The sequence below is a fragment of the Caballeronia hypogeia genome (assembly GCF_001544875.2).
GTDB classification, from domain to species: domain Bacteria; phylum Pseudomonadota; class Gammaproteobacteria; order Burkholderiales; family Burkholderiaceae; genus Caballeronia; species Caballeronia hypogeia.
This window is the reverse complement of the sequence record NZ_FCOA02000017.1, coordinates 1-16003: the sequence shown is the minus strand read 5'-3', so window position 1 is coordinate 16003 and position 16003 is coordinate 1. Positions and strand designations below refer to the sequence as shown.

Sequence of the window (16003 nt, the reverse complement as noted above, 5' to 3'; positions counted from 1 at the left end):
GATATTTCGCTTTTATGACTAACACGACTCACGCGCACGAGCACAAACAACCCTTGCCCTCGCTTGCGCTCGCGGCCATCGGCGTCGTATTCGGCGACATCGGCACGAGTCCTCTCTATTCGTTGAAGGAAGCCTTCAGTCCGTCGCACGGCATCGGTCTTTCCGAGGCGTCGATTCTGGGCGTCATCTCCTTGTTGTTCTGGGCCATCGTCATGGTGGTCGCCGTCAAGTACGTGCTGTTCGTCATGCGCGCCGACAACAACGGCGAAGGCGGCGTGTTCGCGATGACCACGCTCGCGCTGCGCAGCGTGAAGGAGTCGGGCAAGGTTTCGGGCGTGCTGATGATGCTCGGCATCTTCGGCGCATGCATGTTCTATGGCGATGCGGTCATCACGCCGGCCATGTCCGTGATCTCGGCAGTCGAAGGTCTGGAACTCGCCGCGCCCAAGCTCTCGGGCTATGTGATTCCGATCACCATCGTCATTCTGATCGCGCTGTTCTGGATTCAGCGGCACGGCACCGCGGTGGTCGGCAAGCTCTTCGGCCCGATCATGCTCGTTTGGTTCGTGACGCTCGCGGTGCTCGGCGCCGCGCATATCGTGATCGAGCCGCGCATCATCGCCGCGCTCAATCCGTACTACGCGATTTCCTTCATGGCGCAGCACGTGCTGCAAGCGTATATCGTGCTCGGTTCCGTCGTGCTGGTGCTGACCGGCGCGGAGGCGCTGTACGCCGACATGGGCCACTTCGGCGCGAAGCCGATTCGCTACGGCTGGTACGGTCTCGTGATGCCGTCGCTGCTGCTCAATTACTTCGGCCAGGGCGCGTTGCTGATGCACGACCCGAAGGCCATCGAAAGCCCGTTCTTCCTGCTGGCGCCCGACTGGGCCCTGCTGCCGCTCGTGATCCTCTCGACGGTCGCGACCGTGATTGCATCGCAGGCGGTGATCTCGGGCGCGTATTCGTTGACGAGCCAGGCCATTCAGCTCGGCTACGTGCCGCGCATGAAGATCCTGCACACGTCCGAGCTCGCGATCGGCCAGATCTATATTCCGCTCGTCAACTGGATGCTGCTGTTCATCATCCTGTGCATCGTGATCGGCTTCAAAAGCTCCGAGAATCTTGCGGCCGCTTACGGCCTGGCCGTCACCGCGACCATGCTCACGACCACCATTCTCGTGTCGGTGGTGATGGTGAATCTGTGGGGCTGGAATCGCTGGCTCGTCGGCGGAATGATCACGGTGTTCCTGACGATCGACATCGGCTTCTTCGGCGCGAGCCTTCTGAAGATCGAGCAGGGCGGCTGGCTGCCGTTGTGCATCGGTGGAGCGCTCTTCTTCCTGCTGATGACGTGGTACAAGGGCCGCATGATCGTGAAGGACCGCACGGCGGCAGACGGTATTCCGCTGATGCCGTTCCTGCAGGGCCTGCTTGCGCATCCGCCGCATCGCGTGTCGGGCACGGCGATCTATCTCACCGGCAGCGATTCGCTCGTGCCCGTGAGTCTCCTGCACAACCTGAAGCACAACAAGGTGCTGCACGAGCGCACCATCTTCCTGAATTTCCAGACGCGCGACATTCCTTATGTGGACGACGCGCACCGGCTGGAGGTGAAGGACATCGGCGGCGGTCTGTTCCTCGTGAAGGCCGCGTACGGCTTCAACGAGACGCCGGACGTGAAAGCCGTGCTCGAGCAGATCACTCGCACGCACGCGATGACTTTCGAGCTGATGGACACATCGTTCTTCATGGCGCGCGAAACAGTTGTGCCGACTGAGCTGCCGGGTATGTCGGTGTGGCGCGAGCGCGTGTTCGCCTGGATGCATCAGAACGCCGCGAAGCCGACCGACTTCTTCAGTATTCCGGCGAATCGCGTGGTCGAACTCGGGACGAAGATCGAGATCTGACGCGTTCCTTGCAGAAGCGCCCAAGAAAACCCCACGTTGCATAACGTGGGGTTTTTTGTTGACGGATCGAGCGTTCGACTTTTCGGCCAGCGTTCGCGACGCCGTCGAACCGGGATGCCGGCGGCACGGTAAATAAATGCTTAAATCCACACGCAAGGGCGGTGATGTGAGGTATCGTCGCGGCCCAATCGGGCCTCGTGGCGCGGCAACTCTCATTCGTCGCGCATACCGGCGCTCGACGGACCATCCCGCCCTCCGGCGTCACCAAGCCTGAATTGCCTCACCGCCCGGCATGCCGAGGCGGCGCTGCCATGTCGTTACCTTTCGTTCAAGAGAATTCACACGCGTCCCAGCCATATCGCGCGGACATCGACGGTCTTCGTGCCTTTGCCGTATTGGCGGTAGCTTTCTGCCACGCGGGATTCGCTGCGTTCCCGGGCGGATTCATCGGTGTCGATATCTTCTTCACCATTTCCGGCTACGTCGTCACGACCTCCATTGCCGGCGATCTCAATAACGGCACTTTCTCACTGCGGGCGTTTTACGCAAGACGCGCGAAGCGGTTGGCCCCCGCGCTCTGTCTCATGCTGGTTGCCGTTCTGGGCTTCAGCGTGTTGTTCTATTAACCGCGTGACACGTTTCAACTGGCGAAGAACATCCTCGCGGTTGCGACCATCACGTCGAACATATTTCTTTCGAAGCAGACCGGGTACTTCGATGCGGCCGCGGCCGATCAGCCTCTTCTTCATACATGGTCGCTGTCGGTCGAGGAGCAGTTCTATCTCCTTCTGCCGATACTGCTCATCGTCCTGCACGCGAAGGCGAAGAAATGGCTGATGCACGTATTGATCGCCGTTTCGATCGTGTCGTTCTGTGCTGCCTCGTGGGTGGCGAACCGGGACAGCGCAGGCGCTTACTATTTCGCGCAGTATCGTGCGTTCGAGTTCCTGCTCGGCGCGTTGCTCGCGCTTCGCGAGTTCGGGCGCCCCGCGCGTGCCAGCCGTGGCGCCGACCTCGTGTTCGCCATCGGTCTCGCGGTCCTCGTCGCCTGCGCGCTCGGATTCAGCTCTCAGTCGCAATTTCCTGGCTGGGGCGCGCTCGGTCCGTGCGTCGCCGCCGTGCTGGTCATTCATGCCGGGCGTCGCGCGCGCTTCTCACGATATCTCCTCGACAACCCGGTGATGGTCTTGATCGGGAAAGTATCGTATCCGTTCTATCTATGGCACTGGCCGGTGCTGGTCGCGGCGCGAAAACTGGACTTGCTCGACGGGCACGGCGCGACGCTTGCCCTCCTGATCTCGTTTTGCTTCGCTGTTCTGACTTATCTCCTCATCGAGAGCCCGATTCGCCATCGCCCCATGCCGGCGGTGAGAGCACTCGTGTGCTTCATGGGTGTGCCGCTGCTGTGCGCCGGAGCCATCGCGGGATGTGCCCGGATGACGGACGGATTTCTGTTCGCCTATCCGGCAAAGATTCAAAACGACGTCAGATGGTCGGGCACCGCGCTGTTCGACATGCCGCGGGCAAAGCGATGCTGGTCGAAGGTCGAGGTCGCGGATGAGCGTTCGTGTGTCCTCGGCGATGCGTCAGCAGGCGATAAGGCGATTCTTTGGGGCGATTCGCACGCCTACCACCTGATCTACTTCTTCGATCAGTTGGGCCGATCGGAGAAGCTGGCCATCCACGATGTCGGCTTCACCTTGTGTCCGCCCATTGCGAAGATGCCGCCGCTTCCGGGCGAGCCGAGCTACAAGGAAGATCATCTGAGGTGTGTCGCGCACGACAGGGCAGTCATGGCTCATGTGATGTCGCGCCCCGACATTCGCACGGTGTTTCTGGCGGCTGCGTGGCAGAACTATCAAAACCTGGCAAGCGCGGGACAGAATGGTCACGGATTTCAGCCGGGCGAGCTGGAGGCGGAACTGACCGCGACCATTTCACAACTTCGAGCGGCGGGCAAGCGTGTGATCCTCGTGGACGACGTGCCCATGATCCCGATGGAGCTGGTCAATTGTGACTTCAACAACGACCTGTTCTTTCCGGTGCGGCGGCGAAACTGTGAATTCGACGCGAGCATCGCGCGCACGCAGCATGCGCCGATCGGAGCAATGCTCGAACGTCTGGCCAACACGCACGGCGCCCGCATCATGCACACGTTCGATGTGCCGTGCACGGACGCCATCTGCCGTCTCGACTTCGACGGCCTGCCCATCTATCGTTTCGACGACTACCATCATCTGAGCGTGGCGGGCAGCACGCTGCTGTACGACCGATACATGGCACGGCATCCCGGCGAGGTGCCCGCGCTGCTGGGACGCAAGCTGGTCGATGAAGCGCGCGGCGACATTCGACCAGATCAGATCCACTGACACATCCGCCGTCGGGTCACACTGGTCGCGAGGCCATGAAAAACGCCGCTCGGTGCGAATTACTGAGCGGCGTTGAAAAACGAAAGCGTCCGTCTGTTTTCGAGGGCAGCGCTCAGCGTTTCAGCTTGGCAAACGCAGCAGCCATTGCACCCGCCGGTTCCGACTCGCGACGCTGCTGCGGACGCTGACCGGATCGGCGATCCTGCCCGCCGCGCGACGGCGCCCCCGCCGCGTTGCCAGATGAAGGCGGCGCGAGGTCGTCGGCCAGACGCATGGTGAGCGAGATGCGCTGGCGCTTCACATCGGTCTCCAGCACCTTCACCTTGACGACCTGACCGGCCTTCACGACTTCGTGCGGGTCCTTGATGAACTTCGTCGACAGCGCCGAGACGTGCACGAGGCCGTCCTGATGCACGCCGATATCGACGAACGCGCCGAAGGCCGCCACGTTCGTCACGACGCCTTCGAGAATCATGCCCGGCACGAGGTCGGAAATCTTCTCGATGCCTTCCTTGAACGTCGCCGTCTTGAACTCGGGGCGCGGGTCGCGGCCCGGCTTTTCCAGCTCGGTGAGAATGTCGCGCACGGTCGGCAGGCCGAAGCGATCATCGACGAATTCGGTGGGCGAGAGACCCGTCAACGCTTCACGCTTGCCGAGCACGTCGCCGATATGCTTGCTGATTTTCGCGAGAATGCGCTGCACGACCGGATACGCTTCCGGGTGCACTGACGAGCGATCGAGCGGATTCTCGCCGTTGTTGATGCGCAGGAAGCCCGCAGCCTGCTCGAAGGTCTTGTCGCCGAGACGCGGCACCTTCTTCAGATGCTCGCGCGACGGGAACGGCCCGTTGGCATCGCGGAAATCGACGATATTGCGCGCGAGCGTCGAATTCAGTCCCGAGACGCGCGCGAGCAGCGCGACCGAAGCGGTATTCGCATCGACGCCGACGGCGTTCACGCAATCCTCGACGACCGCATCGAGCGAACGCGCCAGCTCACGCTGATTCACATCATGCTGATACTGTCCGACGCCGATCGCTTTCGGCTCGATCTTGACGAGCTCCGCGAGCGGGTCCTGCAAACGGCGCGCGATGGACACCGCGCCGCGCAGCGACACGTCGAGGTCCGGAAACTCCTTCGCCGCCAGTTCCGACGCCGAATACACCGAAGCGCCGGCTTCCGACACGACGATCTTCTGCAGCTTCAGATCCGGATGCTTCGCGATGAGCTCGCTCGCGAGCTTGTCGGTTTCGCGCGACGCAGTGCCGTTGCCGATGGAAACGAGCTCGGCCTGCGTCTCGCGCGCGATACGTGCGAGCTTCGCGATGGACCCGTCCCAGTCGCGGCGCGGCTCGTGCGGAAAAATGGTGTCCGTTGCGAGCAGCTTGCCGGTGCGATCGACGACCGCGACCTTCACGCCCGTGCGCAGACCCGGATCGAGACCGATCACGGCCTTCGGACCCGCCGGTGCGGCGAGCAGCAGGTCTTTCAGGTTACGCGCGAACACGCGGATCGCTTCGTGCTCGGCCTCTTCCCGCAATTGCGTGAGCAATTCGGTTTCGATATGCGGCTGCACCTTCACGCGCCAGCACCAGCGGCACACGTCGGAGAGCCATTTGTCGGCGGCGCGGCCACGATTGGCGATGCGGAAATGGCCCGCGATCATGGCTTCGCACGGATGGGGAATCTGCGCGTCGAGTTCTTCGCCGAGTCCGAGCTTCACGCTCAGCACGCCGGCATTGCGGCCACGGAATAGCGCCAGCGCGCGGTGCGACGGCACCGTGCGGATGGTTTCGCTGTAGTCGTAGTAATCGCGGAATTTCTCGCCTTCCTCACCTTGCTTGCCGTCGACCACGCTCGACATGACGAGCCCCTGGTTGAACAGATGCTCGCGCAGCTTGCCGAGGATTTCCGCGGTTTCGCCGAACTGCTCGGAGAGAATGTCGCGCGCGCCGTCGAGCGCTGCTTTGGTGTCGGCGACGCCTTTTTCGGCATCGACGAATTTCGCGGCTTCGGTTTGCGGATCGAGTGTCGGGTCGGCGAGCAGTGCCTGCGCGAGCGGCTCCAGCCCGGCTTCGCGGGCGATCTGCGCGCGCGTGCGGCGCTTGGGCTTGTACGGCAGATAAAGGTCTTCGAGCACCTGCTTGCTGTCCGCGCCTTCGATGGCGCCGCGCAGCTCGTCGGTGAGCTTGCCTTGCTCGTCGATGCTCGACAGGATCGCGGCGCGACGGTCCTCGAGTTCGCGCAGATAGAGCAGGCGTTCTTCGAGCGTGCGCAGTTGCGTATCGTCGAGATTGCCGGTCACTTCCTTGCGATACCGGGCGATGAACGGGACAGTCGAGCCTTCGTCGAGAAGCTGCACGGCGGCGGCGACCTGGCGCGGCTGCACGGTGAGTTCGGTGGCAATGCGCTGTACGATCTTGAGTGCTACGGTTTCCGTCATGTTTCTGCGCTGTCTGCGCTCGCCGGCGAGCTGCGCGCCGCGTGCGCCCGCTCGCGGGAGCGAGGCGCCGCGCGCCGCGTGGCCGCGTGGCGAGCCGGGTTCGGGCCGGGTTGCCTGAGCGGGGCATTTTGCCATAAATGGCGGAGCGCTCCGGCCTGCGGTGATAGAATTTGGGCATCGCTCAAGCCGCTTCGCACCTGATTCTTTATCACGTTGCCGTTCATCCATTTGCCCAACTTTCGCCTTTCCAACGTGCCGGCCGCAGCGGCTGTTTCGCTGCTGTGCGTGCTGTGCGCAATCGGCGCGGGCGCGCCGGAACGCGCGCTGGCCCAGTCCGCCAAACCGATCGATCCCGGCACGTCCGTGACCGCGCGTCCGCTGGACGCCGCATCCGCTCCGGCGAACGCCGACGACGCGCTGAAAGCCGGTTTCGCGCAACGTCAAAAGGTGCTCGACCGGCGCACAGAGGAAAACAATTACCGCTACGGCGTCAAGCAGCACGACTGCTACGGCAAGTTCTTCGTGAATCACTGCCTCGACAACGCGCGTAACGAAATGCGCGAGACCCGTCAGCAGATCCGCCAGGAACAACTCGCCCTCGACGACGAGCAGCGCGCCGAACGCGCCCAGCAACGCGACCAGCAGGCGGCGATCAAGCAGGCGCAGTACGACGCGGAAGCGCCGCAGCGCGCGGCGAACGAGAAGGCGAGCCAGCAGTCCTTCGAGGAAAAGCAGCGTCAGAACGCGCTCGCCGCGGCCCAGCGCAACGCCGAGGCGCCGCAGCGCGCGGCCAACCAGAAGGCCTACGACCAGAAGCAGGCGGACTACCAGAAGAAGCTCGACGAAGCCCGCGCCCGTGGCGTGCAGGACGCGCAGGAACGCGACCAAAAAGCCCAGCGCTACGAGCAGAAGCAGCAGGAAGCCGAGCAGCATCGGGTGGAAGTCGAGGCGCGTCAGAAAGAAGCCGCGAGAAAGGCGCAGGAAAAGGCGCAGCAGCAGGAGCAGGAGCGCCAGGAACAACTGAAGATCCAGCAGCAACAGCAACAACAGCAGCAAGGTAAATAGGGCCGTCGGGCTTGCCGCCTGAGCGCGGGCGAGTCCGGGCGAAGAGGATGAAAGGAGGCGAGCATGCAGCAGCGCTTGAGTGAATCCCCGCACGCACCCCGACAACCCGCCATGGATGCCGCTGTGCTTCGCGATCGCATCGCGCAGTTGCAGGAAGAGCATCACGGGCTGGACACGCTCATCGGCAAGATGTCCGGCAGCGACGACCTGGAGCTGAGGCGCCTCAAGAAGCGCAAGCTCAAGGTGAAGGACACCATTCTCCTGCTGCAGTTGCAGCTGGACACGGACGCGCATTGAGAGCCGCGCGCGCCGGGCGCGGCTTCAGGCTGGCGACGGCGCACAGCTCCCGTGTTCGCGCCGAAACCCGCAGGATTTAGCACGCCTTGAACTCACCCGCACAACCCGGCGGCGACGCCCGAGCGGCGCTTGCGCTGACCGACAAGCGCAGCGCCGAACTCGAAGCCATTTTTGCCGCGCAAGGACTGCTCGCGCGCGCGATCGACGGTTATCGGTCGCGCGCCTCGCAGATCGAAATGGCGCGCTCGGTCGCGGCCGCGATGGAAGCATCCGGTCGCGCGATGCCCGAGCCCGCCATGTTCGAGGCGCAGCGCCGCCCCGCGCGCAAGCTCGGGCCCTCCGACAAGCCGTACGCGCCCGAAGAACAGCCGGCAGAAGACATCGGCATCGCGACGGCGAAGGCGGCCATCGACGGCGGCGAGAACACGCTCATCGTCGAGGCCGGCACGGGCACCGGCAAGACCTACGCCTATCTCGTCCCGGCCATGCTGTGGGGCGGGAAGGTCATCGTTTCGACAGGCACGAAGCATCTGCAGGACCAGCTCTTTCAACGCGACATCCCGACCGTGCGCGACGCGCTCGCGGTGCCGGTATCGGTCGCGATGCTGAAGGGGCGGGCCAACTATCTGTGCCATTACTACCTCGAGCGCACCGCCGACAACGGCCGTCTGCCGACGCGTCAGGACACGTCGCATCTGCAGGAGATCATCCGTTTCGCGAAGATCACGCGCACCGGCGACAAGGCCGAGCTCGCGAGCGTGCCGGAGAATTCGCCCGTCTGGCCGATGGTCACGTCCACGCGCGACAACTGTCTGGGCCAGGACTGCCCGCACTACAAGGAATGTTTCGTCATGCAGGCGCGCAAGGAGGCGCAGCAGGCGGACATCGTCGTGGTGAATCATCATCTGTTCTTCGCGGATGTGATGCTGCGCGACACCGGCATGGCCGAACTCCTGCCGATGGCGAACACCATCATCTTCGACGAAGCGCATCAGTTGCCCGAGACGGCCACGCTCTTCTTCGGCGAGACGCTTTCGACCACGCAGTTCCTCGAACTCGCGCGCGATACGGTCGCCGAAGGTCTCTCCCACGCGCGCGACGCCGCCGACTGGACCAAGCTGGGCGCGGCGCTGGAGCGCGCGGCGCGCGATCTGCGGCTCGCGTTCAAGGAAGATTCGGTGCGTCTGTCGCTCGGCCAGCTGCCGGACGGTCATCCGCTCTTCGAGGCGCTCGACACGCTCGAAACCCATCTCGACGCACTCGCCGACGCGCTCTCCAAACATGCCGAGCGCGCGGAATCGCTGCAGGCGCTGGTGCGCCGCGCGCGCGAGCTTCAGGATTTGCTGTCCGGCTGGACCACGCCGCCTACGCCGCTGGAGCGCGCCGTCGTCAGTGACGAGCACACCGCGGCCGAAGCCGCGAAGGAAGAGCCGAACGAGATGGTGCGCTGGATCGAAGTGTTCTCGCACACGGTCCAGTTGCACGAGACGCCGCTTTCCGTCGCGCCGATCTTCGCCAAGCAGCGCGCCGGCGTGCCGCGCGCGTGGATCTTCACGTCGGCGACGCTCTCGGTGCGCGGCGACTTCACGCATTACGCGGCGCAAATGGGCCTGAACGCGCGCCGATCGATGACGCTGCCGAGCCCGTTCGACTATCCGACGCAAGGGCTTTTGTACGTGCCGCGCAATCTGCCGCAGCCGTCCTCGCCGCAATTCACCGATGCCGTGTTCGAAGCGGCGCTGCCGGTGATCGAAGCGGCGGGCGGCGGCGTGTTCGTGCTGTGCACGACCTTGCGCGCGGTCGAGCGCATCGCCAATCGCATGCGCGACATCATCGAGCGGCGCGGCTGGGAAAATCCGCTACTGGTGCAGGGCGATGCGAGCCGCACCGAACTGCTCGATCGTTTTCGCGCGTACGGCAACGCGATCCTGGTGGGCAGCCAGAGCTTCTGGGAAGGCGTCGATGTGCGTGGCGATGCGCTCTCGCTCGTCGTCATCGACAAGCTGCCGTTCGCGCCGCCCGACGATCCGGTGCTCGCCGCGCGCCTCGACGCGCTCACGAAAAAAGGTCTGAGCCCGTTCGCGGTGCATCAGTTGCCACAGGCGGTTATTACGCTCAAGCAGGGCGCGGGGCGGCTGATTCGCGCGGAGACGGATCGCGGCGTGCTGATGATCTGCGACACGCGCCTCGTCGACAAACCGTACGGCCGCCGCATATGGCAAAGCCTGCCGCCGTTCAAGCGCACGCGCGAACTCGACGTGGTGCGCGAGTTCTTCAGCGATGCCGCGAAGTGGAAGGCTGAACTGGCCGAATGACGCCCGGATTCCTGCGTTTCCGCGGGTACAAAAAAACGGCCGGTTATCAACCGGCCGTTTTGCTTTACTGCTCGTCTTACCAGATCTGATACCACGGCTTTTCCGCGCTCGCGCGGCGCTTGCCGGTGACATACGGGCTGTCCGGGAACGTCGCGGCGAGCACGCGCTTGGTGTCGTCGGCGAGTTGCGGCTGATCGAGCTTCTCGTACGACAGCATCATGATATGCAGCGCGTCTTCGGTGGCGGGCGCGTTCTTGTACTCGCGGATGGCGAGCTGCGCGCGGTTGATCGCCGCCACGTACGCGCCACGCCGATAGTAGTAGTCGGCCGCGTGGACTTCGTGCGAAGCGAGCGCGTTCACGATGTAGCGCATGCGTTGTGCTGCGTCGGGCGCGTACTTGCTCTGCGGATATTTGTCGACGACGACCTTGAACGCGTCATAGGACTCGCGCAGCGACTTCGGATCGCGCTCGCTCATGTCCTGACCGGAGAAACGGCCGAAGAGGCCGAGGTCGTCGTTGAAGTGAATCATGCCCTTGAGATAGTACGCATAAGCGATCTCGGGATGATCCGGGTGCAGCTTGATGAAACGGTCGATGGCCTGGTCGGCGTTGGCGGTCTCGCTGTCCTTCCAGTTACAGTACGCGACGTTGATCTGCGCCTGCTGCGCGAAATGGCCGAACGGATCGCGGCCTTCGAGCGCCTCGAAGTACTTGGCGCACTTGCCCCAGTCGCTGCCGGATAGCGCGTCCTGAGCCTCCGTATATAATTTGTTGTTATTCCACGTTGCCGTTTCGTCGGTCTTCTCGGGCAGGCCGTGACAGGCTGCGACAATGGCGACGCTCGCGGCCAGCGCCACGTACTTGATCGTTTGACGCATCGATTGATGAATGGTGTTGAAGGCTCGCATCAGTGCTTGCTGTTCCTGGCTGATTCTCGCTGTTCTAGCTTTGTTTCCGGCGCGGCTTCCGGTTTCTGCCGCTCAGTTTCGCGGAGCGTGACGGTTGAGTGCGGTGAATCGCGCATCGTCGTAGTGTCGCCCGTGAGCCTGCTCGTCATCCTGCTCATCTTGTGCAGCAGATGGATAACCCGCCGAATCTCGTTCAAATGACCCGCTCAAGTACTCGTAGTACCAAAGACCAACTCAAAGATTATAGCCCATGCGCCATCGGCGACGACTCAGCTTCCGCCGAATCGACCGCCGGCGCGGGCCCTCAGGCCGAGCGCGAAGCGCCGCGCGAGGCGCGCGTGCCCGACGATCTCGCGGGCGACCGCCTCGACAAGGTGCTCGCGAAGGTGTTCCCCGAATTCTCGCGCAGCCGCTTGCAGGGCTGGATCGAGGAGGGCCGCGTGCTCGTCGACGGCGCGGGCGCGAAAGTCCGCCAGCCGGTGCCGCTCGGCGCAACGATCACGCTCGTGCCCGACCTGCTGCCCGAGCAGCTAGCGTTCACGCCGGAGCCGGTGCCGCTGCACATCGTCTATGAGGACGAGACGCTCGTCGTCATCAACAAGCCGGCGGGCATGGTGGTCCATCCGGCGGCAGGCAACTGGAGCGGCACGCTGCTCAACGGCCTGCTGCATCGTTATGGCGATTCGGCCGCGGGCCTGCCGCGCGCCGGCATCGTGCACAGGCTGGACAAGGAAACGTCCGGGCTGATGGTCGTCGCGCGCACGCTGGAGGCGCAGACCGACCTCGTGCGCCAGTTGCAGGCGCGCACGGTGAAGCGCCGTTACGTCGCGTTCGTGTGGGGCTACATGCCGGACGACGGCACGATTGACGCGCCGATCGGCCGCGATCCGCGCGAGCGCACCCGCATGGCGGTCGTGCGCAGCGCCTCCGGAAAACCGGCGCGCACGCACTTCCGGACCATTCATCGCACGACCTGGCACGGCCAGCCCGTCAGCGCGATCCATTGCGATCTCGAAACCGGCCGCACGCATCAGATTCGCGTGCATTTCGCGGACGCGGGGCATCCGCTTTTGGGCGACCCCGTGTACGGACGCGCGCGCGGCAAGCGCTCGGTGACGCCGCTGCCCAATGGCTTCGCACGCCAGGCGCTGCACGCGTGGCGCCTCGGACTGATTCATCCCGCCACGGGCAAGGATGTCCACTGGCGCGCCGACGTGCCCGAGGATATCGCGACGCTGGCGGCCGAGCTCGGCCTGGGTCAGGATGAGGAACTCGAATTCGACGAGGACGAAGACTTCGCCGATGTCTACGAAATGGGCGAAGACGAGGACTGGGACGAAGATGGCGAGGATGACGAAGCATGACGAACCCGACCGCCGTACTGCAAGCTAGTAATTGTCTCTGGCCGCATTGGAAAGTATCGCCACGCGTGCGGGCTTTCGTCACGACGCGCGCCGGCGGCGTGAGCGAAGCGCCGTTCGACGGCGGCGCGCCCGGCGCGGGCGGGCTGAATCTCGGTTTTTCGACGGGCGATTCGCCGGAGGCCGTCGCCGAGAATCGCCGTCGCGCGCTCGGGTTGACGCCGTCGCATCATGCGGCCTGGCTCGAGCAGATTCACGGCACGCAGGTCGAAGACGCGCGCGCGGTCATCGACCGGCTCGTGCTGGGCGAGCGCACGCGCGCCGACGCGAGCGTGACGGATCGCGCGGGCGTCGTGTGCGTCGCGATGACGGCCGACTGCCTGCCCGTGCTCTTCTGCGACGACGACGGCCGCGCGGTCGGCGCAGCGCACGCGGGCTGGCGCGGTCTCGCGGGCGGCGTTATCGAAACGACGGGTGAGCGGGTCGCGCGGCTCGCGGGCGTGAGCACCTCGAATCTCAATGCGTTTCTCGGACCCGCGATCGGTCCGGCCGCGTTCGAAGTCGGAGAGGACGTGCTCGATGCTTTCGTCGCCGTCGCACAGCCCGCACGACGCGATGCGACGCGAGCCGCATTCAAGGCCGCGGGCGGTGCGCCAGCCAAGTACTTCGCGGACATCTACGCCCTCGCGCGTCTTCGACTCGCGGATCTTGGCTTGGACAACACGCGAATTCATGGCGGCACGCATTGCACGGTCACGGAAAAGACGCGCTTTTATTCTTATCGGCGCGATCGCGTGACTGGCCGCATGGCCGCAATGATCTGGCTAAATCCATGACGTTCAGCAGCAGTGTTGGAGCGTATCCAACTATCATTTCTTGCCTATGACGAAAGCCCATGCGAATGACCCTATGTTGCATGGGGGAAAACGATAATTAAAAAAATATCGCACTGCGGCAAAATCGGGACGAAGCATTGACATGCCTGACGTCCTAGAGCAAGAATGTTCCCGGAATTCATTCAATCGGGCACGGCGTAGCGAGGGTTATTCTTGCCGCGCGCATAAGGCGCACCAACACTTGCGCGCTGGTCGAGGAAAGCCCGGCGATGCCTGCGTTAGCAATCAAGTCTTGCGAGACTCACAGGTCAATAGCGGGTATGGCTTCCAAATCTACTTCCTCATCTTCCCGCTCCCGTACGGCCGACAGCACTTCGGCTCAGGCGTCATCCGCCGATACGACTGGCGTACAGCAGGCGTTCGATCAATGGTTGAACGCGTGGCGTTCCGTCGCGGATCCAGCGCAATGGTCTAACTTTACTCAAGCGGCGAATGCCGCGAAGGATGCGGCCGGCAGCACCGCCGCCGCGTCACCGTTCGCGGCGTTTGGCGCATTCGCCAACGCGTTTCCGAACGGATTTCCGTCGGCATTCCCGAATGCATTTCCGACGCTGGGCGCGATTCCGCAGATGCCGGACTTCACCACGATGAACGGCATGGCGGAATTCGCGAAGCTCGCGAGCAGCATGCCGGGTTTCGGCGCGGCAATGCAGGGCCTGCCCACGCTGCCGAAGATTCCGACGGCCGCGATTCCGCCCGAGCGCCTCCAGCAATTGCAGAGCGACTACTCGCGCGATGCGGCCGAGCTGCTCAAGCAGGCCGGCGCGCAGAGCATCGATCCGTCGTCGCTCAAGGATCGGCGCTTCATCGACACCGCCTGGCAGTCCACGCCCGCGTACGCGTTCACCGCCGCGTGGTATCTGCTGAATGCGCGCTATCTGCAGGAACTCGCGGACGCCATCCAGAGCGATCCGAAGACGCGCGAGCGCATCCGCTTCACGGTGCAGCAATGGGCCGCGGCCGCCGCGCCGAGCAACTTTCTCGCGCTCAATCCGGATGCGCAGAAGACGCTCATCGAAAGCAAGGGCGAGAGCCTGCGCCAGGGCATGCTGAACCTGCTCGGCGACATGCAGCGCGGCAAGATTTCGCAGTCGGACGAATCGCGCTTCGCGGTCGGAAAGAACATCGCGTCGACGGAAGGCTCGGTCGTCTACGAGAACGATCTCGTGCAGCTGATCCAGTACAAGCCGCGCACGCCGAAGGTCTACGCGCGCCCGCTCCTGATCGTGCCGCCGTGCATCAACAAGTTCTACATTCTCGACCTCTCGCCGGAAAGCTCCCTCGTGCGCTATGCGCTCGAAGAAGGCCATCAGGTGTTCATCCTGTCGTGGCGCAACGCGGATCAGTCGATCGCGCACAAGACGTGGGACGACTACGTCGAGCAGGGCGTGCTGGAGACGATCGGCGTCGTGCAGGAAATCACGGGCGAAGAGCAGATCAACACGCTCGGGTTCTGCATCGGCGGGACGATTCTCGCGACCGCGCTCGCGGTGGCGGGGGCGCGCGGCGAGGAGCCGGCCGCGTCGATGACGCTGCTCACCTCGATGCTCGATTTCTCCGACACCGGCCTGCTCGACATCTTCGTCGACGAGGCGCACGTGCAGATGCGCGAGCAGTCGATCGGCGGCAAGAGCGGCGCGCCTGCGGGCCTCATGCGCGGCATCGAGTTTGCCAACACGTTCTCGTATCTGCGCCCGAACGATCTGGTGTGGAACTACGTCGTCGACAATTATCTGAAGGGCCGTACGCCGCAGGCCTTCGATCTGCTGTTCTGGAACAGCGATTCGACCAACCTGCCGGGTCCGATGTGCGTCTGGTATCTGCGCAACACGTATCTCGAGAACAAGCTGAAGAGCCCGAACGCGCTGACCGTGTGCGGCGAGAAGATCGACCTGTCGCGCCTCACGGTGCCGACTTTCATCTACGGTTCGCGCGAAGATCACATCGTGCCGTGGAAGTCGGCGTATGCGTCCGCGCCGGTGCTGTCCGGGCCGCAGAAGTTCGTGCTCGGCGCATCGGGCCATATTGCGGGCGTGATCAATCCGCCGTCGAAGAACAAGCGCAGCTTCTGGATGATCGACAGCGACGCCAAGCGTCTGCCCGACGACGCCGACGCATGGTTCGAAGCAGCGGCGGAGCATCCCGGAAGCTGGTGGCCGACCTGGTCGAAGTGGCTCGCGGAGAGCGCGGGCGAGCAGGTCAAGCCGAGTGCGGCGCAGGGCTCGAAGGCGTATCCGGCGATCGAGGCCGCGCCTGGCCGTTACGTATTGGAACGCGATTTCTGATCGGCGCGCGTGAAACTGCGCGAGAGCGCATGGCGTCGTCGGGAACCGCATCAACATTCGATACCAAAAAGGAAACTGAAATGACTGACGTAGTGATCGTATCGGCCGCGCGTACGGCGGTAGGCAAGTTTGGCGGTTCGCTCGCGAAGATCGCG

Annotated in this window: 11 protein-coding genes and 1 pseudogene; 9 read left to right on the top strand and 3 right to left on the bottom strand. The window is 63.9% G+C overall.

The annotated features are described in order from the left end of the window. Positions 1–14 precede the first annotated feature (14 nt). The 3 genes and pseudogenes from AWB79_RS22825 to AWB79_RS40560 all read left to right on the top strand — a co-directional run bounded on the left by AWB79_RS22825 (position 15) and on the right by AWB79_RS40560 (position 4276). On the top strand, positions 15–1907 hold the full coding sequence (locus AWB79_RS22825) for a potassium transporter Kup (protein WP_061169718.1): 1893 nt from the start codon (positions 15–17) through the stop codon (positions 1905–1907). 311 nt (positions 1908–2218) lie between these two features. Beyond that, positions 2219–3217 (top strand): annotated as a pseudogene (locus AWB79_RS40565) (acyltransferase family protein); the annotation flags it as partial. 48 nt (positions 3218–3265) lie between these two features. Further along, the gene (locus tag AWB79_RS40560; RefSeq protein WP_332459672.1) at positions 3266–4276 is read left to right on the top strand and encodes an SGNH hydrolase domain-containing protein; all 1011 of its coding nucleotides are present in this window, start codon (positions 3266–3268) and stop codon (positions 4274–4276) included. Positions 4277–4388: 112 nt separating this feature from the next. On the opposite strand, the gene AWB79_RS22810 is transcribed toward AWB79_RS40560, so the two are convergent. After that, the gene (locus AWB79_RS22810) at positions 4389–6719 is read right to left on the bottom strand and encodes a Tex family protein (RefSeq protein WP_061169831.1); all 2331 of its coding nucleotides are present in this window, start codon (positions 6717–6719) and stop codon (positions 4389–4391) included. 228 nt (positions 6720–6947) lie between these two features. Here AWB79_RS22810 and AWB79_RS22805 point away from each other — a divergent pair, with 228 nt between their 5' ends. The 3 genes from AWB79_RS22805 to yoaA all read left to right on the top strand — a co-directional run bounded on the left by AWB79_RS22805 (position 6948) and on the right by yoaA (position 10396). Next, entirely contained in the window at positions 6948–7784 is an 837-nt protein-coding gene (locus AWB79_RS22805) for a flotillin family protein (protein WP_074169418.1), read from the top strand. A gap of 111 nt (positions 7785–7895) precedes the next feature. Beyond that, on the top strand, positions 7896–8081 hold the full coding sequence (locus AWB79_RS22800) for a DUF465 domain-containing protein (RefSeq protein WP_061169714.1): 186 nt from the start codon (positions 7896–7898) through the stop codon (positions 8079–8081). A gap of 86 nt (positions 8082–8167) precedes the next feature. Beyond that, on the top strand, positions 8168–10396 hold the full coding sequence (yoaA, locus tag AWB79_RS22795; RefSeq protein WP_061169713.1) for a DNA repair helicase YoaA: 2229 nt from the start codon (positions 8168–8170) through the stop codon (positions 10394–10396). 76 nt (positions 10397–10472) lie between these two features. On the opposite strand, the gene AWB79_RS22790 is transcribed toward yoaA, so the two are convergent. Continuing rightward, positions 10473–11306, bottom strand: coding sequence for an outer membrane protein assembly factor BamD (locus tag AWB79_RS22790; RefSeq protein WP_061169712.1), 834 nt, complete (start codon positions 11304–11306; stop codon positions 10473–10475). Between the two features lie 197 nt (positions 11307–11503). Between AWB79_RS22790 and AWB79_RS22785 the strand changes: the two genes are divergently transcribed. Beyond that, positions 11504–12670 (top strand): RluA family pseudouridine synthase, encoded by a 1167-nt coding sequence (locus tag AWB79_RS22785; protein ID WP_061169830.1) that lies wholly within the window; start codon positions 11504–11506, stop codon positions 12668–12670. Further along, a complete protein-coding gene (pgeF, locus tag AWB79_RS22780; protein WP_061169711.1) occupies positions 12667–13503 on the top strand; it encodes a peptidoglycan editing factor PgeF in 837 nt (278 codons plus the stop codon). The genes AWB79_RS22785 and pgeF overlap by 4 nt, the downstream gene beginning before the upstream one ends. Positions 13504–13984: 481 nt before the next feature. Here pgeF and AWB79_RS40555 read toward each other — a convergent pair whose 3' ends face one another. Next, complete coding sequence (locus tag AWB79_RS40555) at positions 13985–14191, bottom strand: hypothetical protein (RefSeq protein ID WP_232470978.1); 207 nt, start codon at positions 14189–14191, stop codon at positions 13985–13987. On the opposite strand from AWB79_RS40555, the gene phaC reads away from it, so the two are divergent. Beyond that, complete coding sequence (gene phaC / locus AWB79_RS22775) at positions 14160–15848, top strand: class I poly(R)-hydroxyalkanoic acid synthase (protein ID WP_232470977.1); 1689 nt, start codon at positions 14160–14162, stop codon at positions 15846–15848. The genes AWB79_RS40555 and phaC overlap by 32 nt on opposite strands. Positions 15849–16003 lie beyond the last annotated feature (155 nt).